A 21,112-nucleotide genomic window follows, 5' to 3' on the forward strand; every position below is an offset into this window, starting at 1 on the left:
ACCCACACGGGCCTCCTCGGCTGCCCGCGCTACCGGGGCGAAACAACCGCCCCCAACAACCCGGGCCCCGTGTGCGCCCCGATCACCGCCCCGACCTCGCTCACATGCAGCTCGGCGAGCCCCGGTACCCGGGCCCGCAACCGGTCGGCGAGGGCGGACGCCCGGTCGGGGGCGGCGAGATGGTGGACGGCGATGTCGACCTCGGCGGTGCCCGCCCGGTCGGCCGCGATCTCCTCGAGGCGGGCGATCGCCTTGGACGCCGTACGGACCTTCTCCAGGAGTTCGATGCGGCCGCCGTCCAGCTGCAGCAGCGGTTTCACGGCGAGCGCGGAGCCCAGCAGGGCCTGCGCGGCACCGATGCGGCCGCCCCGGCGGAGGTAGTCGAGCGTGTCGACGTAGAAGTAGGCGGAGGTGCCCGCGGCCCGCTTCTCCGCCGCGGTCACGGCCTCGTCCACCGTGCCGCCCGACTCCGCCGCCTCGGCCGCCGCGAGTGCGCAGAAGCCGAGCGCCATGGCGACCATCCCGGTGTCCACCACCCGCACCGGCACCGGCGCCTCGCGTGCCGCGACGACGGCGGCGTCGTAGGTGCCCGACAACTCGGCGGAGAGGTGCAGTGAGACGATGCCGGTGGCCCCGGACTCGGCGACCCTGCGGTAGGTCTCCGCGAACTCCCGCGGGCTGGGCCGGGACGTCGTGACCGGGCGGCGCTTCTGCAGGGCCTGGGCGAGCGAACGGGTCGAGATCTCCGTGCCCTCTTCGAGCGCCTGGTCGCCGAGGACCACCGTCAGGGGCACCGCTGTGATGCCGTGGCGCTCCATCGTCCGCGGCGGCAGGTAGGCCGTTGAATCGGTGACGATCGCGACATGGCGGGACATGAGCTGGAGGTTACCTGCCGTAGCGCCCGGACGGCAGCCCGGCCCCTCTCACCAGGGCCGGGAGCGGCCGGATCAAGTCGTGCTCTCGGGGCGGGTCTTCTTCTGCCACGGGTAGGCGGGACGCGGGCCGGGCGGGGTGATGGCGGTCCGGGTCGGTTCGTCGGCGGTGCGCGAGCGCGGGGTCTGAGACCAGGTCTGCTGTCCGGCCGGCTCCTCGGTCTCGGCGGCGTCGGGCCACTGCGCGAACGCGTCCGGGGTGTCCGCGCGGGTCCAGTGCCGCAGCGCGCCGGTCTCCACGTCGATCTGTGCGCTCAGGGCGTCCAGGTCGTCCTCGGCGAAGCGGTGGGCCCGGTCGCGGGCGGCCCAGCGCAGGGAGTCCGCGGACTCGGTGATGCGCTCGGTGCGCCGGCGCAGGTCCGGCAGGCGGGCGGCGAGGGTGGCCCGGTCCGGTTCGGACTCCAGGCGCTTGAGTTCGCCGTCCAGTTCGTGTCCGTGCGCGCTGAGGCGCTGGAAGAGGCCGAGGGACTCGCGCAGCGACTCGTCCTCGGTGACGCCGACCCGCAGCGCTTCCTGGGTGGCGCGCATCGAGGTGCGCAGGGCGAGCCGGAGCTGGACGATCTCGGCCGCCGGGCCGGTCTGGGCGAAGGACTTGGCGCGCAGCGTGTGGTCCTCCACGGTGCGGCGGGCCTGCGTGATCGTGCGGTCCACGCCGCGTTTGGCGGCGCCGATCACCTTGACCGCGGCGACGGTGCCGAGGACCACGAACAGCAGGAAGAGCAGGGCGAACACGGTGATCACTGCTTCCATGACGCTCCTCCTCGGGACTGCCACGTCACGCCTCGCACGGCGTTTCGTGCTCCTCCACGGTAAACGCAACGGGCAGGCCCGGAGTTCCGGAAGAACCCCGAACCTGCCCGTAGGGGACTACCCCGAGGCAGCCGCCCGCGGGTGGCCCGGACACCCGCGCCGGGCCCGCTGACGCTTACGCCGGGACGATGTTCACCAGCTTCGGCGCCCGCACGATCACCTTGCGGATGCCCGCGCCGCCCAGCGCCCGTACGACGGCCTCGTCGGCCAGCGCCACCTTCTCCAGCTCCTCGTCGGAGATGGCCGGCGGGACCTCCAGGCGGGCCTTGACCTTGCCCTTGATCTGCACGACGCAGGTCACGGTCTCGTCGACGACGTAGGCCGGGTCGGCGACCGGGAAGTCCTGGTGGACGACCGTGTCGGTGTGGCCCAGCCTGCGCCACAGCTCCTCGGCGATGTGCGGGGCCAGCGGCGCGACCATCAGGACCAGCGGCTCGGCGACCGAGCGCGGCAGGGCTCCCGCCCGTCGCCCACCACCACCCTCAACGGAGGGGCCTGCGGCCCCGCGCCCGCCATACGCCTTGGTCAGGTGGTTGTTCAGCTCGGTGACCTTGGCGATGGCCGTGTTGAAGCGCAGGCCCTCCAGGTCCTGGCGCACGCCGTCGATCGCCTTGTGCAGGGCGCGCAGCGCGTCCTCGTCGGGCTCGGCGTCAAAGACGGTGACCTCGCCGGTCGCCTCGTCGACGATGTTGCGCCACAGCCGCTGCAGCAGCCGGAACTGGCCGACCACCGCGCGGGTGTCCCAGGGGCGGGAGACGTCCAGCGGGCCCATCGCCATCTCGTACAGGCGCAGCGTGTCGGCGCCGTACTCGGCGGCGATCTCGTCCGGAGTCACCGCGTTCTTCAGGGACTTGCCCATCTTGCCCAGCAGACGGGAGACCTTCTCGCCCTCGTAGTAGTAGGCGCCGTCGCGCTCCTCCACCTCGGCGGCGGGCACCGCGATGCCACGGCTGTCGCGGTAGACGTAGGCCTGGATCATGCCCTGGTTGAACAGCTTGTGGAACGGCTCCGCGGAGGAGACGTGCCCCAGGTCGTACAGGACCTTGGACCAGAAGCGGGCGTACAGCAGGTGCAGCACGGCGTGCTCGGCGCCGCCGACGTACAGGTCGACACCGCCGTGCGGCTGACCCGCGCGCGGGCCCATCCAGTACCGCTCGATCTCGGGGTCGACCAGCCTCTCGCTGTTGTGCGGGTCCAGGTAGCGCAGCTCGTACCAGCAGGAACCGGCCCAGTTGGGCATGGTGTTGGTCTCGCGGCGGTACTTCTTCGGTCCGTCGCCCAGGTCCAGGGTGACGTTGACCCACTCCTCGTTGCGCGACAGCGGGGTCTCGGGCCGGGTGTCGGCGTCGTCCGCGTCGAAGGTGCGCGGCGAGTAGTCCTCGACCTCGGGCAGCTCCAGGGGCAGCATCGACTCGGGCAGCGAGTGGGCGATGCCGTCCTCGTCGTAGACGATCGGGAAGGGCTCGCCCCAGTAGCGCTGGCGGCTGAACAGCCAGTCGCGCAGGCGGAAGTTGACCGTGCCCTGGCCGATGCCCTTGCGCTCCAGCCACTCGGTGATGCGCGCCTTGGCGTCGGCGACGCCCAGGCCGTCCAGCTTGATGTCGTCGTTGGAGGAGTTGATGATCTTCGCGTCGTACGACGAGAAGGCGTCCTCCCACGTGGAGGTGTCGGTGCCGCGGCCGTCGGTCGGCTCGACGATGCAGTGGATCGGCAGCTCGAAGGCGCGCGCGAACTCGAAGTCGCGCTGGTCGCCCGCCGGGACGGCCATGATCGCACCGGTGCCGTAGCCCATCAGCACGTAGTCGGCGATGAAGACGGGGACCCGCTCGCCGTTGACCGGGTTGGTGGCGTACGCGCCGGTGAAGACGCCGGTCTTGTCCTTGGCCTCGGCCTGCCGCTCCACGTCGGACTTGGCGCCGGCCTGCGCGCGGTACGCGGCGACGGCCTCGGCCGGGGTCGCGTGGCCGCCGGTCCACACCGCGTGGGTGCCCTCGGGCCAGGCCTGCGGGGTGAACTTCTCGACCAGCGGGTGCTCGGGGGCCAGCACCATGTAGGTCGCGCCGAACAGGGTGTCCGGGCGGGTGGTGAAGACCGTGATGTGCTCGCCGTCGATCGGGAAGTCGACGCGGGCACCCTCGGAGCGGCCGATCCAGTTGCGCTGCTGCAGCTTGATGGCCTCGGGCCAGTCCAGCTCCGCCAGGTCCTCCAGCAGCCGGTCGGCGTAGGCCGTGATGCGCATGTTCCACTGGCGCAGCTTGGCCTTGAAGACGGGGAAGTTGCCGCGCTCGGAGCGGCCGTCGGCGGTGACCTCCTCGTTGGCCAGCACGGTGCCCAGGCCGGGGCACCAGTTGACGGGCGCGTCGGAGGCGTACGCCAGGCGGAACTCGCTCAGCACGTCGGCGCGCTCGGCGGCGCTCAGTTCGTTCCACGCGCGCGCGTGGCCCGGAACGCCGCGCTCACCGGACTCGAACTGGGCGATCAGCTCGGCGATCGGCCGGGCCTTGTTCGCCTCGTCGTCGTACCAGGAGTTGAAGATCTGCAGGAAGATCCACTGGGTCCACTTGTAGTAGTCCGGGTCGATCGTGGCGAACGACCGGCGCTTGTCGTGGCCCAGGCCCAGCCGGCGCAGCTGGGACTTCATGTTGTTGATGGCCGCCTCGGTGGTGACGCGGGGGTGCTCGCCGGTCTGCACGGCGTGCTGCTCGGCCGGCAGGCCGAAGGCGTCGAAGCCCAGGGTGTGCAGGACGTTGTGGCCGGTCATCCGCTGGAAGCGGGCGAAGACGTCGGTGGCGATGTAGCCCAGGGGGTGGCCGACGTGCAGACCCGCACCGGAGGGGTACGGGAACATGTCCATGATGAACTTCTTGGGCCTGGCGACCACCTCGGGGTCGCCGGCCAGGTCACCGCTGGGGTTCGGCGCCGCGTACGTGCCCTCGGCGTCCCAGAAGTCCTGCCAGCGTGCCTCGATCTCGGCCGCCATGGCGGCCGTGTAGCGGTGCGGCGCCGCCACCTCGGCGGTGGCGGCGGGGTTCGTCTCGCTCATGATCCTCAAAGCTCCATCGATCGTCTCTGCCGGCGGCTGCGATTCCCTGGAAACGAAAAATCCCCTCGCACAGGAGGGGACGCCGCGCCGATGCCGACCATCCGATTCGCCCGGTGGTCGGGATTGATCAGCGCGGCTCGCTAAGCAGAAGGCGTACGGCACGCATGGCGTCAGGGTACCGCAGCCCTTGAGCAAGCCGCGACGCGCTTCCGTATGTCTGGTTGACACAACCTGTACTGAACGAAAGTCAAAGGTTACTTCGCGTAACACCCAGTAAGGGACGCCACGGCGGCCACATTGTCCTTTGATAACAACGCAATAACTCAAAGCTCGTACTGATCGGTATGGCGCCACTTAGAGTTCGGCACCGGGACCGCCTTCCCGAACTGCTCGGAGTTGCCCCCATGAACCCTCGTAGTAACAGCTCGCTCCCCAAGCCCGGCCGCTCGGCCTCTGGGGTGGCCACGGCTGTCGTCCTGCTGCTCATACCCGTGGTGGTGCTGAACGGTGGCGGCTGGCTCCAGGACTTCCTGAACTTCGGTGCGGGAGTCCTGTCCCTGGTCAGCCTCACCTGCTCGGTGATCTGGGGCCTCGTCGCCCAGGACCGGCTCATCCTCAACACCCGCCAGCGGATCGTCGCCCAGGGCATCCACCGGGTGACCGCCGTCGCCTCGATCGCCTTCCTCGTGGTGCACATCACGATCAAGCTGGCACTCGACCACACGGTCCTGATCGCCGCGCTGATCCCCTTCAGCCTCGGCGTCAAGGGCAGCGCGGGGCTGATCGGCCTCGGCTCCCTGGCCGGCCTGCTCATGATCTTCGTGGGCGTCACGGGTGCGCTGCGCAACCAGTTCGCCTCCCCGGCGCCGGTGGCGGCGCGCTGGCGCGCGATGCACATGCTGGCCTACCCGGCCCTGTGCGCGGCCCTGATCCACGGCCTGTTCGCGGGCCGCCCCGCGAAGACGTTCTTCATGGTGTCGTACGAGCTGTGCCTGGTCGGAGTCATGGCGGCGCTCGCGCTGCGGGCCGCGCCGCGCCCGTTCAAGCGCAAGGTCGCCGACCGGATCGTCGCGCTCATCGGCTCCGAGGAGCGGGCGGGCCGCGAGGACCTGGACGCCAGCCGCGCCCGGGTCGCGGAGGCCGGGTCCGCGTCGGCAGCCTCGGCTGCTTCATCTGCGTTGCCGGGCTACGAGAACCAACGCTCCGCGACGTCCTCGTACACGGACACGGCGGCCTCCCCCGCGGCGGCCGGCTACGGAGCCGCCGCGGCCGCCGAGCCGGCGTCCGGCTTCGCGGCCGCCTACCGGGCGGTCCAGTCGCCGTCGCGGCCCCGCCGGCCCTTCGCGGCCGACCAGACGGCGCGCATGGACCTGCCGCTGGACATGCAGCCCACCGAGGCGATGCCGCGCATGGACGGCCCCTCCAGCACCTCCGGCAGCTGGCCGATCCCGTCCCCGCCGCCGGTCGGCGAGGCGCCCCCGTCGGCCTACGACCCCCTCCAGGACACCGGATACAACATCCCCGCGTACGGCAATCCGGGCAGTGGCGGGTACGGCGGAAGTGACATGTACGACACCGGTGAGACGAACAACCTCTACGGCACGTACAACACGAACGACACGTACAACAGCGGTCCCGCCAATGAACCATCCCCCGGTGCGCCCTACGACGCGCCGGGTTCGGGCGAACCTTGGAACACGCCTTCCGGAGGCTATAGGTGAACGAGGCCCTGCCCGACGTACCAGAAGTCCGCGTGGTCGGCCTTCCGCAGCTCACGTCGGGCTTCGACCTTGTCGAACGGCTCGATCTGCCCATGCACCTGAAGGTGCACGGGCCGCTCGAACCGATGGGTGGCGAGCAGCTCGCGCAGCTCGCCGAACGCATCAACCTGAAGGGCCGCGGCGGCGCGGGCTTCCCCTTCCACAAGAAGCTGCGCTCGGTCGCCGAAGCGGCGATCAAGCGCGGTGTCCGGCCGGTCGTCGTCGTCAACGGAAGCGAGGACGAGCCGGCCTGCCGCAAGGACACGGTGCTCATCAACCGTGCCCCGCATCTCATCCTGGACGGCGCGCTGCTGTGCGCGGAGGCCCTGGGTGCGCGCACGCTCGTGGTGGGCGTCACCCGTGAGTCGACCCAGCGCTCCATGGAGGCCGCGCTCTCCGAGCGCGGCCTGAGCAACAGCCGCCGGTCGGCGCTGCGCGCGAGCGTGCAGCGCAACCCGGTGCGGATGGTCACCGGCGCCGCCGCGTCGCTGATCCGTTCCATCGACGGCGGCCCGGCGATCCCGCCCGGCCGCAAGATCAGCGCCTCGCAGAGCGGTGTGGGCGGGGCCCCCACGCTGCTGTCGAACGCCGAGACCTTCGCGCAGCTGGCGATCGCCGCCCGCATCGGCCCCGAGCGCTACGGCAACACCGGTCTGTACGACGAGCCGGGCACCGTCATGCTGACGGTCTCCGGCGCGGTCGCCCGCCCGATGGTGATCGAGGTCCCCACGGGCGTGCCGCTGCGCTACGTCCTGCAGCTGGCCGGCGCCCCGCCGGTCCCCCAGGGCGTCCTGACCGGCGGCTACCACGGCAAGTGGATCGACGCCGCGACCGTCAACGAGGCGATCGTCTCCCGCAACTCGCTGGACGCGGTGGGCGGCGCGCTCGGCGCCGGCGCCATTCTGCCGATCACTCAGGAGACCTGTCCGCTGGGCGAGTCGCTGCGGGTGGCCCAGTGGCTGGCCGAGGAGAGCGCGGGCCAGTGCGGCCCGTGCTACCTCGGGCTGCCCGCCGCCGCGCGCGGCATGGAGGACATCCTCAACGGCGGCGGACCGGCCGCCCTGGAGGCGCTCAAGCAGGTCGCGAAGAACGTGAAGCGGCGCGGCGCGTGCTCGCACCCGGACGGCTCGGCGATGTTCCTGGAGTCGACCATCAAGGCGTTCACCGACGACCTCGCCGCGCATGTCCTCGGAAACGGCTGCGGACGACCGGTGGAGGGCGTGCTGCCGCTCTTCGAGGGGGGCAAGGGCCCGGCGGGCATCCCGGGCGGCGCGGGGCAGGAGGAGAGCGGCGGCAGCCGCCAGAAGATCTACGTCGACTGGACCCTGTGCCGGGGCCACGGCCTGTGCGCGGACATCCTCCCGGAGGTCTTCCAGCTCGGCGCCGACGGCTTCCCGACCGTCGCCCAGGCGAAGGTGCCGCAGTACGCGGAGGCGAAGGCGCTGCGCGCGGTGCGCCGCTGCCCGGCGCTGGCGCTGCGCATCGAGGAGGACACCCGCGCGCAGGCGCCGTCGCGCAACCTGCCGGTCCTCTCCCAGGGACGCGGCCGCCGCGCGCTCGGCCGCTGAGCACATACGGACGGCGGGTCACCCGGTTCGGGTGGCCCGCCGTCGTCGTACCGGGCGGCCGCCCCGTACACCGAAGCGGCCATCACACGCCGAAGGCGGACCATCCTTTCGGATGATCCGCCTTCGATTTCTGTGGAGCTAAGGAGAATTGAACTCCTGACCTCCTGCATGCCATGCAGGCGCTCTACCAACTGAGCTATAGCCCCTTGTTTTGTTCCGCCCGGTTTCCCCGGCGGCGACGCCAACATTACACGGTCGCAGGGGTGCTGCACCAAACCGTTTCCGTTCTGTACGGATTCGGGCGCTAGTGTCGGCCTTCGTGACCGCGATCCCGTTCTCCGGAGCCCATCGTCGTGCCCCGGTCGCCCTGGGGGCGTGCCTCCTCTCGTTCACGGCGTTCTGGATCGCGCAGCGGGCCGCGCACGTGTCGATGATCGACCTGATGGTGTACCGGGCCGAGGGAGCGACCGTCCGCGCGGGAGGCGACCTGTACGCGCTGCGGACGACCACGGCCCACCTGTCCACCACCTACCCGCCGTTCGCGGCCTTGTTGTTCACGCCGCTGACGCTGCTGGACAACGCGCACCTGCGCACGCTGGCGACGGCCGGGAACCTCGCCCTGCTGGTGGCCTTCGTCCGGCTGTCGCTGAAACTCGTGGGGCACGCGCGCGTGGAGAGCGTCTGGTGGGTCGCGGCGGCCGTCGTGTGGTGCGAACCGGTGTGGACGACGCTGCGCTACGGACAGGTCAATCTGCTGCTCGCCGTCCTGGTGCTGTGGGATCTGTCACGCCGTCCGCCGCAGGGCCGGGCCGGCTGGGCCGGACTCGGCGTCGGGCTCGCCGCGGCGGTCAAGTTGACGCCCGCGCTGTTCGCGGTGTTCCTGTTCGCCACGGGCACGGTGGCGTGGCTCAGGGGGCGCGACGGAGGGCCGTGGCTGCGCCACGCGCGCGGGGCGGCCGTCGCCTTCGCCGGGGCGACGCTGTTCGCGGCCGTCGTCCTGCCGTACGACTCGTGGCGGTTCTGGACCGCGATGGTGTTCCGCGCGGACCGGGTCGGGCACACCGAGGAGACCGCGAATCAGGCCCTGCGCGGCGTTCTGGCGCGCTTACTGCACACGCCCGAGCCGGGAGCCCTCTGGACCGCCGTGGCGGCCGTGGTGGCCGTCTCGGGGCTGTCGGTGGCGGTCGCGGCGGAACTGCGGGGCCGGCGGGCTCTGGCGGTGCTCGGCTGCGCGGTGACCGCGCTGCTGATCAGTCCGGTGTCCTGGTCGCACCACTGGGTGTGGTGCGTGCCCCTGGCCCTGCTCCTGTGGACGCGCGGGCGCCGGGCGGCGGCCCTGGGCACGCTGCTGGTGTTCTGCTCGTACGCCCTGTGGTGGGTGCCGCATCGGCCGGGGCGGACCGAACTGCACCAGAACGGCGTCGAGTTCACGCTGTCGGCCCTCTACGCGCTGACCGGCTGCCTCTTCCTGGTGTGCGCCGGGGCGTCGTTGCCGGGGCCCGACCGGCTTCGGACCGTGAGACGTCGGACCGTGACGCGCCAGGCCGCGGCGCCTCACGCAGCGACGCCTCAGGCCGTGACGAAGGAATAGAACCGCTTGAGGGTGCAGTGCTCCTCAAGGAGCCTGCCGTAGATCGGCTCACCCTCCAGTTCGCGGTACGTCTCGATCGGGTCGCCTTTTATGATCAGCGCCCGTGCGCATTCCTCGCACCAGTACTGGTAGTCGGGATTGATCGGTTCCATGTCACGGACGATCGGCGTTCCACTGCCGCACCAGTCGCACTTTCGCCTGTGTGCACCCATCGATCAGCTCCAGCTGTGGCCGCAGGCCGTGCACACGTAGGAGATTCCGCCGTTGTCGCCGAGAACCTGGGCGACATGGGCCGAACCGCAGGAAGGGCAGCTGAGGCGGGTGGCCGTGTCCCGTATCAACGCCGCATCGAGGAGGTGAACGCCCTCCTCCAGGATGCTCGCAGGCATCGCTAATCCCTCCTGTCGGGCCGCGCCCCCTTCCGGCCGTTTGATTCTGCCACGGCCGGACCAATACGGTCAGCGACGCCTCAGTACCAGTCCGGACACGGCAGCCACCGCGGCCGTCCCGACCGGCGCCGACCTGCGCGCCGAGAGCGCCTCCGAAGAGGTATACGCCAGGGAGGCCCGACTGACTCAAGCCCGATCGGCACCAGTGTGCCGAAGAGCACGCCCGCCGCGTGGGGAGATCCTCGGACGTTCCGTCACAAGAGCGACGGAATACAGAAGATCCCGCCCCCTTGCCGGGGACGGGATCTTCGTCACGATCTTTGACAACTCCTGAGAGTGTCGATCCGTGGAGCTAAGGAGAATTGAACTCCTGACCTCCTGCATGCCATGCAGGCGCTCTACCAACTGAGCTATAGCCCCTTGTGCCACGCGACGGAGCCGCATGGTGTTTCGCCCCGCTCGGCGGGGCGAACAAGAAGAACTTTAGCCTGCGACCTGCCGGAAAGTGAAATCCGGGATGCGGGGGCCCGCCGACGCTCAGTCGTCGTCGCCGAGGACGGGCTCCGGGAGGGTGCCCGCGTTGTGCTCCAGCAGCCGCCAGCCGCGCGCGCCTTCGCCCAGGACGGACCAGCAGCAGTTGGAGAGCCCGCCGAGGCTCTCCCAGTGGCCGGCCTCCAGACCGAGCAGGCGCCCGATGGTGGTGCGGATGGTGCCGCCGTGGCTGACCACCACGAGGGTGCCGTCCTCGGGCAGCTTCTCGGCGTGCCGCAGCACGACGGGAGCGGCCCGGTCGGCCACCTCGGTCTCCAGTTCGCCACCGCCGCGGCGGACCGGCTCGCCGCGCTTCCACGCGGCGTACTCGGTCCCGTACCGGTCGATGATCTCCTCGTGCGTCAGGCCCTGCCAGACGCCCGCGTAGGTCTCGCGCAGGCCCTCGTCGCGGGTGACGTGCAGGCCGGTGAGGGTGGCGAGCTCGGCGGCCGTGTGCGCGGCCCGCCGCAGGTCCGAGGAGACGATCGTGTCGGGCTTCAGGGAGGCGAGCAGCCGGGCGGCCCGGCGGGCCTGGCCGACGCCGGTCTCGGTGAGCTCGACGTCGGTGGAGCCCTGGAAGCGGCGCTCCACGTTCCAGGAGGTCTGGCCGTGCCGCCACAGGATGATGCGGCGGCCCCGTCCCTTCCGGTCGGTCACCTCACCGGTGGGGCTCATCGCCATTCACCGTCCAGCTCGGCGGCGTCCTCCGCGGCCTGCAGCCGGGAGTGCTCCTCGGCCTTGCCGCGGGTGGCCTTGGCGTCGGCGGGCAGCTCGATCTCGGGGCAGTCCTTCCACAGCCGCTCCAGGGCGTAGAAGACGCGCTCCTCGCTGTGCTGGACGTGGACGACGATGTCGACGTAGTCGAGCAGGATCCAGCGGGACTCGCGGTCGCCCTCGCGGCGCACCGGCTTGACGCCGAGCTCCTTGAGGAGCCGCTCCTCGATCTCGTCGACGATCGACTTGACCTGGCGGTCGTTGGGTGCGGAGGCCAGCAGGAAGGCATCCGTGATCGACAGGACGTCGCTGACGTCGTAGGCGATGACGTCGTGGGCGAGCTTGTCGGCGGCCGCCTGGGCGGCGGTGTTGATGAGCTCGATGGAACGGTCGGTGGCGGTCACTACATGGCTTTCCGTCGGCGGTCACTTGACCTCAAGGGTCTCACGGACCGCCGAGGGCACCCCATGTGATTAACGGGGCACCCCGCGTGCCACGAGGGTCACGCGGGGTGCGCCTGCCGTCGTCAGGACGAGGACGGGTCGTAGTTCTGGCCGAGGATCACCGAGACGTCGGCGTTGGAGCCGACCGAGCCCTTCGTCACGGCGCCGGCGGGCAGCCCCAGGGTCTTGGCGACCTCGGTGGCGTTCTCCTTGTCGGCGGCGTCCCGGTAGATCACCTTGGACTGCGCCTGGGCGCTGGACGCCGTGCCGGCCTCCAGGAAGGTGAAGCCGCCGTTGAGGAGCACCACGCGGGCCTTGTCGGTGCGGTCCTTGATGCCGGTGGCGTTCTGGACGGAGACCCGGACGGCCGAGCCCGCGTCGGGGCTCTTGGCGGTGCCGCCGAGGATGTCCTTGACGACGCTGGCGCTGGTCTGGGCGCTCAGGGTGCCGTCGTTCTGGACGGGCAGCAGGGCCGTCTTGTAGTCGCCGCCCTTGGCGAGGTCGGCGAGCTTGGCGAGGAAGACACCGAGGTTCTTGTCGGACAGGGGCGGCTCGATGATCTGCCCCAGCGTCTGCACGGTGACGGTGGCGCCCTGCGCGTCGGACGACAGCTTGCGCAGCACCCCCTGCATGACCTGGCCGAACCGCTCCAGCTGGGCGTTGTCGGCCTCGCCGGAGGCCCGGTAGGTGGCGTAGGCGACGGCCATCTTGCCGCTCAGGGTCTGGTCCTTGCCCTTGTGGACGAGGGGCCCGGTGCCCTTCTTCTTCGCGCTCGGGTCGGGGACGTCGGCGTCGGTGTCGATGTCGATGTTGCCGACGAGCTCGACGAGGTTCTGCAGGTAGGGGGTGTCCAGCCGCCAGGTGCCCTCGATGTTGGTGCCGAGGACGGTGTCGAGCTGGTCGCGGGTCCCGGAGGAGCCGTCGTCGTCGACCGACTTGGCCAGGGTCGTGGCGGAGCCGTCGTCGCCCGACAGGGCGAGGGAGTTCGGCAGCAGGACGGTGCTGCCCTGCTTGGTGGTGGTGTTGTCGACGAGCAGCGCCGTGGAGGTGCCGCCCTTGCCGGTGTTGTGCAGGTGGACGACGATCACGTCGCGGTTCTGGGCACCCACGGCCGTCGCCGCGCCCTGCTTGGATCCGGGCGAGGACAGGCCGGGGATCTTTCCGGCGTACCAGAGGTAGCCGACGCCGCCGGCCGCGACCAGGGCGAGGACCACGACCAGCGCGACGAGCCGGCTGCGGGCGCGGCGGCGGGCCTCCTCGCGGCGCTCGGTGCGGTTCTCGGTGAACTTCAGCCAGTCGATGACGTCTTCGGAGCTGCCCTCCGGCTCCTCGACGAAGGCGAACTGCCCGGTGTGGTAGTCCCGTTCGCGGGCGCCCAGGTCCTCCGGATCGTCGGCCGGAGCGACCTGCTGCGGGATGTGGGCGGTCTGTTCGGTCACCCGGGGCTGCTGCCCACTGACCGCCGTCTGCCCGTAGGGGTCGTAGGCCGGTGCGGGACCGCGGCCGCCGTACGGGTCGTAGGGGTCGTGGGTGGGCACCGTCGGCTGCTGTCCGGTGTCGTAGCCGTCGTACGGCTGCACGGGCTGCTGCCGGCCCGTCGCGTACGGGTCGTAGCCGTAGCCCTGCCCGCCCGCGTACGGGTCGTACGTCTGCCGTGGACCCTGTTGCGCCGGGACCTGGCGGTACACGGGCTGTCCGTACTCGTCGTAGCCGACGAGCTCGTACTGGTCGCCTGTGTACTCCGACCCCGGGTCGTATCGGTCGTTCACCGGTGCCCCTCTCGGCTCACTCGCCGCGGTACAGCTCGCGCTTGTCGATGTAGCGCACGACTCCGTCCGGCACCATGTACCAGATGGGATCGCCCTTGGCGACTCTCGCACGGCAGTCTGTGGAGGAGATGGCGAGCGCGGGAACCTCCACGAGCGAGACGCCACCCTCCGGGAGTCCGGCGTCGGTCAGATGGTGACCGGGCCGGGTGACGCCGATGAAGTGCGCCAGGGAGAACAGTTCCTCCGTGTCGCGCCAGGTCAGCAGCTGGGCGAGGGCGTCGGCGCCGGTGATGAAGAAGAGATCGGTGTCGGGATTGAGCGCGCGCAGGTCACGCAGGGTGTCCACGGTGTAGGTGGGCCCGCCGCGGTCGATGTCGATGCGGCTCACGGAGAACTGCGGGTTCTCCGCGGTCGCGATGACCGTCATCAGGTAGCGGTCCTCGGCCGGGGAGACGCTGCGGTGGGACTTCTGCCACGGCTGGCCGGTGGGGACGAAGACCACCTCGTCCAGCTGGAACTGCGCGGCGACCTCGCTGGCCGCCACGAGGTGGCCGTGGTGGATCGGGTCGAACGTTCCGCCCATCACGCCGAGGCGGCGCTTGCCCGTGTGCGCGGGGCCGCTGCCGGGCCTGTTCTCCGGGGCCTTCACCATGTTGCCGGGGCCTTCACCATGTCGTTCGCCGTGTCATTCGCCGGACCGGTAGGCATGTCCTGCTCTCCCATGCGTGCAGACCCTACCGGCCCGGCCTGTGGTCCCCGGCCGTGAGACCTCTCGGGAACGGGCCGCCCGGCTCAGCGGTCGCGGTTGAAGCGGGTCGTGATCCACAGCAGGAGCAGCAGGATGATGAATGCGCCGCCGCCGGTGACGAGCGGGTTCAGGCTCTCGTGGTTGCCGCCGTGCTCCTCGCCCTCGGCAGCGAGGGTGACCAACTGGGCAGCGGTGCTGTGGAAGCTCATCTTCGGCAGGACCTATCCGGTGTGGGCGGGATAAAGACGTCGGCTCATCGTAAGCGGGTGCCCCGGCGCCGATCACGCCGACTCCGCCGTTGGGGACGAGCGGGGGAACCTTCCTGGTGGCTCAATCGTCCTTACGCTTGTACCCGCGCAGCAGGAACCACGCGGTCAGCACGCAGCCCAGGAACATCACGATCAGTACGACACGGAGCAGATTCCCCGTCCCGTGCTGCTGGACGGCGCTCGCGGCCTCGGGCAGCCAGGCGGCTGCGGGGTGGTGCTCCATGGCGTGGACTCCTTCGGCTGTACTGCCCGTCCACGGTATCTCCGCCTAGGCTGGGGGCTGCTTCGGGGGCACTTGGACACACTGACGCACACGTGGGGGAAGACATGTCCGACGACGGCCACGAGCACGAGGGGCACGAGCACGTCCCGAGCAGGCAGCGCAGGCGCTTCCCGGGGATCTCCTCGCGTGCGTACGAGCACCCGGCGGACCGCTCGGCGCTGGTGGCACTGCGCAAGCTGAGCGGCTTCGACACGGTGTTCAAGGCGCTCAGCGGCCTGCTGCCGGAGCGCAGCCTGCGGCTGCTGTTCCTGTCCGACTCGGTCCGGGTCTCGGACCAGCAGTTCTCGCACCTGAACGACATGCTGCGGGACGCCTGTTACATCCTGGACCTGGAGAAGGTCCCGCCGATGTACGTCACGCAGGACCCGCAGCCGAACGCGATGTGCATCGGCCTGGACGAGCCGATCATCGTGGTCACCACGGGGCTCGTCGAGCTGCTCGACGAGGAGGAGATGCGGGCGGTCGTGGGCCACGAGGTGGGCCACGCGCTGTCCGGGCACGCGGTGTACCGCACGATCCTGCTGTTCCTGACGAACCTGGCGCTGAAGGTGGCCTGGATCCCGCTGGGCAACCTCGCGATCCTGGCGATCGTCACGGCGCTGCGGGAGTGGTTCCGCAAGTCGGAGCTGTCCGCCGACCGGGCCGGGCTGCTCGTGGGTCAGGACCTGCGGGCCTCGATGCGCGGTCTGATGAAGATCGCGGGCGGCAACCACCTGCACGAGATGAACGTGGACGCGTTCCTGCAGCAGGCCGAGGAGTACGAGGCCGGGGGCGACCTGCGCGACTCCGTGCTGAAGATCCTGAACGTGCTGCCGCGCTCCCACCCCTTCACCACGGTCCGCGCGGCCGAGCTGAAGAAGTGGGCCGAGTCGCGGGACTACCAGCGGATCATGGACGGGCACTACCCGCGGCGCAGCGAGGACAAGGACACCTCGGTCAGCGACTCGTTCCGTGAGTCGGCTCAGCACTACGCCGACCACGTCAAGACGTCCAAGGACCCGCTGATGAAGCTGGTCACCGACATAGCGGGCGGGGCCGGGAACCTGGGCGGCCGGGTCCGCCGGGGCTTCGACGGCTTCGCCAGCGCGCCCCCGCCGAAGGACCAGGAGCCGACGGACACCCCGCCGCGCGACGAGGACTGACCTCCGCCCGGCGAGGACCGACCGGGAGCGTCACGCCGCCGGCCGGGCCCGGAGGGTCACGCCTTGGGCTCGGCCCCGGTGGCCAGCGTCCCGCACAGGGCCGTCGCGCTCCCCGTCGCGTAGGGGTTCGTGCCGGCCGGGCCGCCCGTCCTGGCGGTCTGGCCGGCCAGCAGCGGGTGCAGGTGGTTGGTGGAGTCCTCGGCGCAGGACAGGGGACCCGCCTGGACGTAGGAGACGATCAGCTGCACCTGGTGGGTGCGCAGGTCCTCGCGGTCGAAGCGGAACGTCAGCTCGCGGCGGACGGTGAAAAGGGAGACCGGGGCGCCGGCGACGGCACGGGCCGGGCTGAGCGCGTAGACGAGCGTGTGGTCCGCGGTCACCTCAAGGGTGGCGGAGTCGGTCTCGGCGGCCTGCAGCGAGCCCTGGACCCGGATCTTGCGGTCCGCCAGCCGCGCCTGCGCGGGGTCGAAGCGCACCAGCCATCCGGTCGGCGCGTGCCGCCCGTCCGCGGTGGGGTGCGCGAAGCTCTGGTCGAACTGGTCGAGTTGGTCGGGGTCGACGAGGACGCGCGCGGGGTGGACGTCACTGCCGCCGATCACCTCGGGGTAGAGCGCGGAGCGGACGATGTAGTCCTTCGCGGTGGACAGGGCGGACACGACGTCACTGTCCGAGAAGTGCGCGGTGCGCCGGGAGGCGGGCAGCGGGATGCCCTCGGCCCCGACGCTGAACTGGGCGGCGGGGCTGTGCGCGTACAGGTACTCGGCGTCGGGCGCCCCGGGCACCTTGCCCTGCGGGGAGAGCGGGATGACGGTCATCCGCAGGGGCTCGACGGGCTGCCGTGCCTCCGGTGAGTCGTACGGGTGGCGTACGCCCATGTAGACCGCCGTGCTGAAGGCGAGGGCGATCAGCAGGAGGAGGATCAGCGCCTGCCGGGTCAGCCCGCGGTGCAGGGTCGGACGGCGGCGTACGGCGGGCGCGTGGTCGGCCATGCGCTCCTGCGCGGAGAACTCCTGGAGACGGGCAGCACGGACGAACGATTCGTCGAAGACGACGGATCGGTATTCGTCCTCACCACCAGCGGGAGCGCCTTCGGGTGTCCCCTCAGGTGGTTCTCCTGGCCCGCCCATACTTTCAGAGTAGGTCTCAGGGGGCTCAGGTAAACGCCCTGCTACACGACAAGTTCTGACAGGTTCTCACCAGGAAATGCACAGGGCGCTCAGGGGGAGCGCGGGAACGCCGAGACCGCCGGCGGGGTGGATTCGGCGGACGCCGAGGGAGCCGACTCGCGGCCCTGCTCCAGGCCGGTCGAGGCGGGCGTGGGCACCTGCTCGCGGCTGCCCGAGGAGGCCCCGCGGTAGACGGCGGCGAAGGCCAGCGCGACCATGCCGACGCCCATCACGAGGGCGAGCACCCAGGCGACCGGGCGGTGCCAGCGGACCTGTTTGCCGTACGCCCCCGAGGTGCCGTGGTGGTCGTCGAAGAGGTCCGGGTCGTCCAGCTCGTCGAAGTCCCGGTCATGGCCGAAGTCGGGGCCGTCGGGGCCGTACCCGTCGTCGTAGCGCTCGCCGCTGCCGCGTGCCCGGCGGCGCGCCTCGGCCTCGGAAGCCTCGGCTCTCGCCTGGGCGGCGGCCAGGAGGCGCTCGACGGCGGTGGGCTCGTGCACCACGGCCGCCCGTACGAAGGCCTCGTCGAAGACCACGGAGGCGAACTCGTCGTCCGACACCCCGTGGTCGTGGTCGTCGTCGGGCTCCCAGCCGTCCGGGAACGGCGTGCCCCCCACGTCCTCCGGCACGGATCCAGAGTAGACCTGGGGGGTCAATTTGGGCAGACGGTATGGAAATTCATCCGCCTGCTGAGACGGGTCTCGGTCCGTCCTGTGCGGTCGTTCCAGGTCGGGGTCTAGCGCCGTACGTGCCCGTCGCCGGTGACGATGTACTTCGTGCTGGTCAGCTCCGGCAGGCCCATCGGGCCGCGGGCGTGCAGCTTCTGCGTGGAGATGCCGATCTCCGCGCCGAAGCCGAACTGGCCGCCGTCGGTGAAGCGGGTGGAGGTGTTCACGGCGACGGTGGTGGAGTCGACCAGTTGGGTGAAGCGGCGGGCGGCCTGCTGGGAGGTGGTGACGATCGCCTCGGTGTGGCCGGAGGTCCACAGCCGGATGTGCTCGACGGCCTTGTCCAGCGAGTCCACCACCGCGGCGGCGATGTCGTAGGACAGGTACTCGGTCTCCCAGTCCTCCGGCGTCGCCTCGACCACGGTCGCCCGGGAGTCCTTGGCGTACGCCATGACCCGTTCGTCGGCGTGCACGGTCACCCCGGCCTCGGCGAGGGCGTCCAGGGCGCGCGGCAGGAACTCGGCGGCGATGTCCTGGTGGACCAGCAGGGTCTCGGCGGCGTTGCAGACGCTGACCCGCTGGGCCTTGGAGTTGATCAGGATCTCGACGGCCATGTCGAGGTCGGCCCGGGCGTCGACGTAGACGTGGCAGTTGCCGGTGCCGGTCTCGATCACCGGGACGATGGACTCGGAGACGACCGTCTGGATCAGCGAGGCGCCGCCGCGCGGGATGAGCACGTCGACCAGCCCGCGGGCGCGCATCAGCTCGCGGACGCTCTCGCGGCTCTCCCCCGGCACCAGCTGCACGGCGTCGGCGGGCAGCCCCGCCCCTCCCACGGCGTCCCGGATCACCCGGACGAGGGCGGTGTTCGACTCGTACGCGGAGGCCGAGCCGCGCAGCAGGACCGCGTTGCCGGACTTCAGGCACAGGGCGGCGGCGTCGACGGTGACGTTCGGGCGGGCCTCGTAGATGATGCCGACGACGCCCAGCGGGACGCGGACCTGGCGCAGGTCGATGCCGTTGGGGAGGGTGGAGCCGCGGACGACCTCGCCGACCGGGTCGGGCAGTCCCGCGACGTCGCGGACGTCGGAGGCGATGGCGCGGACCCGCTCGGGGGTGAGGGTGAGCCGGTCGACGATCGCCTCGCTGGTGCCGGCCTCCCGGGCCTTGGCGATGTCCTTGGCGTTGGCCTCGACGATCTCGCTCGTACGGACCTCCAGGGCGTCCGCGATGGCCAGCAGCGCGTCGTCCTTGACGGCACGCGGCAGCGGCGCGAGGTCGGCGGCGGCGGCCTTGGCACGGTAGGCGGCCTGGGTGACCGGGGACATGGCGTCGTACGGCGAGAGCGTGGTCATGAGGGAAGGGTAGTGCGCCGACCGGGGCCGTTCGCCGGTCATCCCACACCCCGAGACGGGACCAACGGGGACGAAAGGGCCCTCCGGGGCGGGCGGGGCCGTGCGGAGTCGGACGTGCGGAGTCAGAAGGGGTGCACGCCCACCGGGGTCGCGGGCGGCGGGCCGTAGCCCTCGGCGACGCGCTGGTGGTAGGTCTCGCGGTCGATGACCTCCAGGCCGACGATCTCCCAGGCGGGGAGCCCCGAGGTCTGGCGGTGCTCGCCCCACAGGCGCAGGGCCACGGCGGCGGCGTCGTGCAGGTCGCGGGCCTCTTCCCAGTAGCGGATCTCCGCGTGGTCGTTGGCGTAGCGGCTGGTCAGCAGGAAGGGGTGGTCGTGCGCGAGCTGCTCCAGGGCGCGCCGCAGGTCCTTGAGCGGGACCGCCTGCCCGGAGACGCTGAGGGTGACGTGCCACAGGCGGGGCAGGTCTCTCGGCTCCTCGAAGGTGTCCCCGGCCGCGACGCTCGTCAGAGCACCGCGGGACGCCGCCGCCCCAGGGCGCACTCGTCTCACAACGGCCTCCTTCACGCAGCGCTCGGGAACATGTTCCTGAAGGAAAGTTGAGCAGGCCGCACCGCTCCGTGGGGCGGTTTTACGGAACGTCCCCCACCGGGGGCCGTGGCCACCTGCCGTTTACGGATGCAAGACCACGAGGTCGTCCCTGTGTACGACCTCGCGCTCGTACGCCGCGCCCAGCTCCCGCGCGAGCTCCCGCGTGGAGCGCCCGAGCAGCTGGGGGATCTCCTTGGCGTCGAAGTTGACGAGTCCGCGGGCCACGGCCCGGCCCTCCCCGTCGCGCAGTTCGACCGGGTCCCCGGCGCTGAACTCGCCCTCGACGGCCGCGATCCCGGCCGGCAGCAGCGACTTGCGGCCCTTGACGACCGCGCGCACCGCGCCGTCGTCCAGGGTCAGCGACCCCAGCGGGGTGGAGGCGTGCTGGAGCCACAGCAGCCGGCCGCCGGAGCGCTTGCCGGTGGAGTGGAAGTAGGTGCCGGTGTCGCCGCCGGAGAGGGCCTCGGCCGCGTGGACCGCGCTGGTGAGCACCACGGGGATGCCCGCGGCGGCGGCGATCCGGGCGGCCTCGACCTTGGTGACCATGCCTCCGGTGCCCACCCCGGCCTTGCCCGCGCTGCCGATCTCGACGTGCGCGAGGTCCTCGGGTCCGCGCACCTCCGCTATCCGCGAGGTGCCGGGCCTGCCGGGGTCGCCGTCGTAGACGCCGTCCACGTCGGACAGCAGGACCAGCAGGTCGGCGTGGACGAGGTGGGCGACGAGGGCGGCGAGGCGGTCGTTGTCGCCGAAGCGGATCTCGTCGGTGGCGACGGTGTCGTTCTCGTTGACGACGGGGAAGGCGCCCATGGCGAGGAGCTTGTCGAGGGTGCGGGAGGCGTTGCGGTGGTGGGCGCGCCGGCTCATGTCGTCGGAGGTGAGCAGGACTTGGCCGACCCGGACGCCGTAGCGCGCGAAGGAGGCGGTGTAGCGGGCCACGAGCAGGCCCTGGCCGACGCTGGCGGCGGCCTGCTGGCGGGCGAGGTCCTTGGGGCGGCGGCGCAGGCCCAGCGGGGCCAGGCCCGCGGCGATGGCGCCGGAGGAGACCAGGACGATCTCCCGCTCCCCGCCGCTGCGGCTCTTGGCGAGGACGTCGACGAGCGCGTCGACCCGGTCGGCGTCCAGACCGCCGGAGGCGGTGGTCAGCGACGAGGAGCCCACCTTGACGACGATCCTGCGGGCCTCTTCCACGGCCTGCCTTGCCCTTGCCACGTGCGGTCCGTCCCCTCGCGTCACGATACGGCTGCCCGCCCGGCAATCTACGCGAACGGGAGCGTGTGCCGCGCATCGGTCCACGCTCCGGACCACCGTCGACGCATTACCGGCGAACACCGACGACCACCGATC

General features: G+C 71.2%; 20 protein-coding genes and 2 tRNA genes. 4 read left to right on the forward strand and 18 right to left on the reverse strand.

All coding sequences use genetic code 11. From position 1 onward, the window contains the following. Positions 1 to 29 precede the first annotated feature (29 nt). The 3 genes from ACWGKT_RS30345 to leuS all read right to left on the reverse strand — a co-directional run bounded on the left by ACWGKT_RS30345 (position 30) and on the right by leuS (position 4,785). Positions 30 to 875: a DegV family protein gene (locus tag ACWGKT_RS30345; RefSeq protein WP_356145434.1), complete on the reverse strand. Its 846-nt coding sequence runs from the start codon at positions 873 to 875 to the stop codon at positions 30 to 32. A gap of 72 nt (positions 876 to 947) precedes the next feature. After that, positions 948 to 1,682, reverse strand: coding sequence for a hypothetical protein (locus ACWGKT_RS30350; RefSeq protein ID WP_453276195.1), 735 nt, complete (start codon positions 1,680 to 1,682; stop codon positions 948 to 950). 175 nt (positions 1,683 to 1,857) lie between these two features. Next, positions 1,858 to 4,785 carry a leucine--tRNA ligase gene (leuS, locus tag ACWGKT_RS30355; protein ID WP_453276196.1) on the reverse strand — a complete coding sequence of 976 codons (2,928 nt, stop codon included), beginning with the start codon at positions 4,783 to 4,785 and terminating at the stop codon, positions 1,858 to 1,860. A gap of 404 nt (positions 4,786 to 5,189) precedes the next feature. Between leuS and ACWGKT_RS30360 the strand changes: the two genes are divergently transcribed. Both ACWGKT_RS30360 and ACWGKT_RS30365 read left to right on the forward strand, forming a co-directional pair. Beyond that, positions 5,190 to 6,506: a cytochrome b/b6 domain-containing protein gene (locus tag ACWGKT_RS30360; protein WP_453276197.1), complete on the forward strand. Its 1,317-nt coding sequence runs from the start codon at positions 5,190 to 5,192 to the stop codon at positions 6,504 to 6,506. Then, on the forward strand, positions 6,503 to 8,113 hold the full coding sequence (locus tag ACWGKT_RS30365) for an NADH-ubiquinone oxidoreductase-F iron-sulfur binding region domain-containing protein (protein ID WP_356145441.1): 1,611 nt from the start codon (positions 6,503 to 6,505) through the stop codon (positions 8,111 to 8,113). Before ACWGKT_RS30360 ends, ACWGKT_RS30365 begins: the two co-directional genes overlap by 4 nt. Before the next feature lie 133 nt (positions 8,114 to 8,246). On the opposite strand, the gene ACWGKT_RS30370 is transcribed toward ACWGKT_RS30365, so the two are convergent. Then, positions 8,247 to 8,319 (reverse strand) — tRNA-Ala (locus ACWGKT_RS30370). A 113-nt stretch (positions 8,320 to 8,432) separates the two neighbouring features. On the opposite strand from ACWGKT_RS30370, the gene ACWGKT_RS30375 reads away from it, so the two are divergent. Then, positions 8,433 to 9,704, forward strand: a complete 1,272-nt coding sequence (locus tag ACWGKT_RS30375) for a glycosyltransferase 87 family protein (protein WP_453276198.1) — start codon at positions 8,433 to 8,435, stop codon at positions 9,702 to 9,704. On the opposite strand, the gene ACWGKT_RS30380 is transcribed toward ACWGKT_RS30375, so the two are convergent. From ACWGKT_RS30380 to ACWGKT_RS30420, 9 genes are all read right to left on the reverse strand, one after another. Then, entirely contained in the window at positions 9,683 to 9,916 is a 234-nt protein-coding gene (locus ACWGKT_RS30380) for a hypothetical protein (RefSeq protein WP_006136074.1), read from the reverse strand. The two genes, ACWGKT_RS30375 and ACWGKT_RS30380, sit on opposite strands and share 22 nt — an antisense overlap. 3 nt (positions 9,917 to 9,919) lie before the next feature. Further along, positions 9,920 to 10,093 (reverse strand): hypothetical protein, encoded by a 174-nt coding sequence (locus ACWGKT_RS30385; protein WP_235453747.1) that lies wholly within the window; start codon positions 10,091 to 10,093, stop codon positions 9,920 to 9,922. Between the two features lie 347 nt (positions 10,094 to 10,440). After that, a tRNA-Ala gene (locus ACWGKT_RS30390) sits at positions 10,441 to 10,513 on the reverse strand. Positions 10,514 to 10,630: 117 nt separating this feature from the next. After that, positions 10,631 to 11,305, reverse strand: coding sequence for a histidine phosphatase family protein (locus tag ACWGKT_RS30395; RefSeq protein ID WP_453276199.1), 675 nt, complete (start codon positions 11,303 to 11,305; stop codon positions 10,631 to 10,633). Continuing rightward, the gene (rsfS, locus tag ACWGKT_RS30400) at positions 11,296 to 11,742 is read right to left on the reverse strand and encodes a ribosome silencing factor (RefSeq protein ID WP_235453749.1); all 447 of its coding nucleotides are present in this window, start codon (positions 11,740 to 11,742) and stop codon (positions 11,296 to 11,298) included. Before rsfS ends, ACWGKT_RS30395 begins: the two co-directional genes overlap by 10 nt. A 122-nt stretch (positions 11,743 to 11,864) precedes the next feature. Beyond that, positions 11,865 to 13,550, reverse strand: a complete 1,686-nt coding sequence (locus ACWGKT_RS30405) for an LCP family protein (RefSeq protein ID WP_453276200.1) — start codon at positions 13,548 to 13,550, stop codon at positions 11,865 to 11,867. Between the two features lie 16 nt (positions 13,551 to 13,566). Beyond that, on the reverse strand, positions 13,567 to 14,202 hold the full coding sequence (gene nadD, locus ACWGKT_RS30410; protein ID WP_235453751.1) for a nicotinate-nucleotide adenylyltransferase: 636 nt from the start codon (positions 14,200 to 14,202) through the stop codon (positions 13,567 to 13,569). A gap of 140 nt (positions 14,203 to 14,342) precedes the next feature. After that, a complete protein-coding gene (locus ACWGKT_RS30415) occupies positions 14,343 to 14,507 on the reverse strand; it encodes a hypothetical protein (RefSeq protein ID WP_037716950.1) in 165 nt (54 codons plus the stop codon). Between the two features lie 121 nt (positions 14,508 to 14,628). Then, entirely contained in the window at positions 14,629 to 14,790 is a 162-nt protein-coding gene (locus ACWGKT_RS30420) for a hypothetical protein (RefSeq protein WP_235453752.1), read from the reverse strand. A gap of 104 nt (positions 14,791 to 14,894) precedes the next feature. On the opposite strand from ACWGKT_RS30420, the gene ACWGKT_RS30425 reads away from it, so the two are divergent. Then, positions 14,895 to 15,992, forward strand: coding sequence for a M48 family metallopeptidase (locus tag ACWGKT_RS30425; RefSeq protein ID WP_453276201.1), 1,098 nt, complete (start codon positions 14,895 to 14,897; stop codon positions 15,990 to 15,992). 56 nt (positions 15,993 to 16,048) lie between these two features. Here ACWGKT_RS30425 and ACWGKT_RS30430 read toward each other — a convergent pair whose 3' ends face one another. The 5 genes from ACWGKT_RS30430 to proB all read right to left on the reverse strand — a co-directional run bounded on the left by ACWGKT_RS30430 (position 16,049) and on the right by proB (position 20,956). Then, a complete protein-coding gene (locus ACWGKT_RS30430; RefSeq protein ID WP_453276202.1) occupies positions 16,049 to 17,119 on the reverse strand; it encodes an SCO2583 family membrane protein in 1,071 nt (356 codons plus the stop codon). Positions 17,120 to 17,208: 89 nt separating this feature from the next. Then, positions 17,209 to 17,784 carry an SCO2584 family spore wall biosynthesis protein gene (locus ACWGKT_RS30435; RefSeq protein WP_453276203.1) on the reverse strand — a complete coding sequence of 192 codons (576 nt, stop codon included), beginning with the start codon at positions 17,782 to 17,784 and terminating at the stop codon, positions 17,209 to 17,211. A 107-nt stretch (positions 17,785 to 17,891) separates the two neighbouring features. Beyond that, complete coding sequence (locus ACWGKT_RS30440; RefSeq protein ID WP_235453756.1) at positions 17,892 to 19,178, reverse strand: glutamate-5-semialdehyde dehydrogenase; 1,287 nt, start codon at positions 19,176 to 19,178, stop codon at positions 17,892 to 17,894. A 122-nt stretch (positions 19,179 to 19,300) separates the two neighbouring features. Next, positions 19,301 to 19,729: a hypothetical protein gene (locus ACWGKT_RS30445; protein WP_356145455.1), complete on the reverse strand. Its 429-nt coding sequence runs from the start codon at positions 19,727 to 19,729 to the stop codon at positions 19,301 to 19,303. A gap of 120 nt (positions 19,730 to 19,849) precedes the next feature. After that, positions 19,850 to 20,956: a glutamate 5-kinase gene (gene proB, locus ACWGKT_RS30450; RefSeq protein WP_453276213.1), complete on the reverse strand. Its 1,107-nt coding sequence runs from the start codon at positions 20,954 to 20,956 to the stop codon at positions 19,850 to 19,852. Positions 20,957 to 21,112: the final 156 nt, after the last annotated feature.

It is taken from the genome of Streptomyces sp. NPDC054794 (genome assembly GCF_053611585.1).

What these genes read in the sequence shown, in the direction of transcription:
- leuS (WP_453276196.1), bottom strand. Translation starts at nt 4,785, where the DNA reads ATGAGCGAGACGAACCCCGCCGCCACCGCCGAGGTGGCGGCGCCGCAC.
- ACWGKT_RS30360 (WP_453276197.1), top strand. Translation starts at nt 5,190, where the DNA reads ATGAACCCTCGTAGTAACAGCTCGCTCCCCAAGCCCGGCCGCTCGGCC.
- ACWGKT_RS30380 (WP_006136074.1), bottom strand. Translation starts at nt 9,916, where the DNA reads ATGGGTGCACACAGGCGAAAGTGCGACTGGTGCGGCAGTGGAACGCCG.
- ACWGKT_RS30440 (WP_235453756.1), bottom strand. Translation starts at nt 19,178, where the DNA reads ATGACCACGCTCTCGCCGTACGACGCCATGTCCCCGGTCACCCAGGCC.
- ACWGKT_RS30430 (WP_453276202.1), bottom strand. Translation starts at nt 17,119, where the DNA reads ATGGGCGGGCCAGGAGAACCACCTGAGGGGACACCCGAAGGCGCTCCC.
- ACWGKT_RS30385 (WP_235453747.1), bottom strand. Translation starts at nt 10,093, where the DNA reads ATGCCTGCGAGCATCCTGGAGGAGGGCGTTCACCTCCTCGATGCGGCG.
- ACWGKT_RS30395 (WP_453276199.1), bottom strand. Translation starts at nt 11,305, where the DNA reads ATGGCGATGAGCCCCACCGGTGAGGTGACCGACCGGAAGGGACGGGGC.
- nadD (WP_235453751.1), bottom strand. Translation starts at nt 14,202, where the DNA reads ATGGTGAAGGCCCCGGAGAACAGGCCCGGCAGCGGCCCCGCGCACACG.
- ACWGKT_RS30420 (WP_235453752.1), bottom strand. Translation starts at nt 14,790, where the DNA reads ATGGAGCACCACCCCGCAGCCGCCTGGCTGCCCGAGGCCGCGAGCGCC.
- ACWGKT_RS30425 (WP_453276201.1), top strand. Translation starts at nt 14,895, where the DNA reads ATGTCCGACGACGGCCACGAGCACGAGGGGCACGAGCACGTCCCGAGC.
- ACWGKT_RS30345 (WP_356145434.1), bottom strand. Translation starts at nt 875, where the DNA reads ATGTCCCGCCATGTCGCGATCGTCACCGATTCAACGGCCTACCTGCCG.
- ACWGKT_RS30415 (WP_037716950.1), bottom strand. Translation starts at nt 14,507, where the DNA reads ATGAGCTTCCACAGCACCGCTGCCCAGTTGGTCACCCTCGCTGCCGAG.
- ACWGKT_RS30350 (WP_453276195.1), bottom strand. Translation starts at nt 1,682, where the DNA reads ATGGAAGCAGTGATCACCGTGTTCGCCCTGCTCTTCCTGCTGTTCGTG.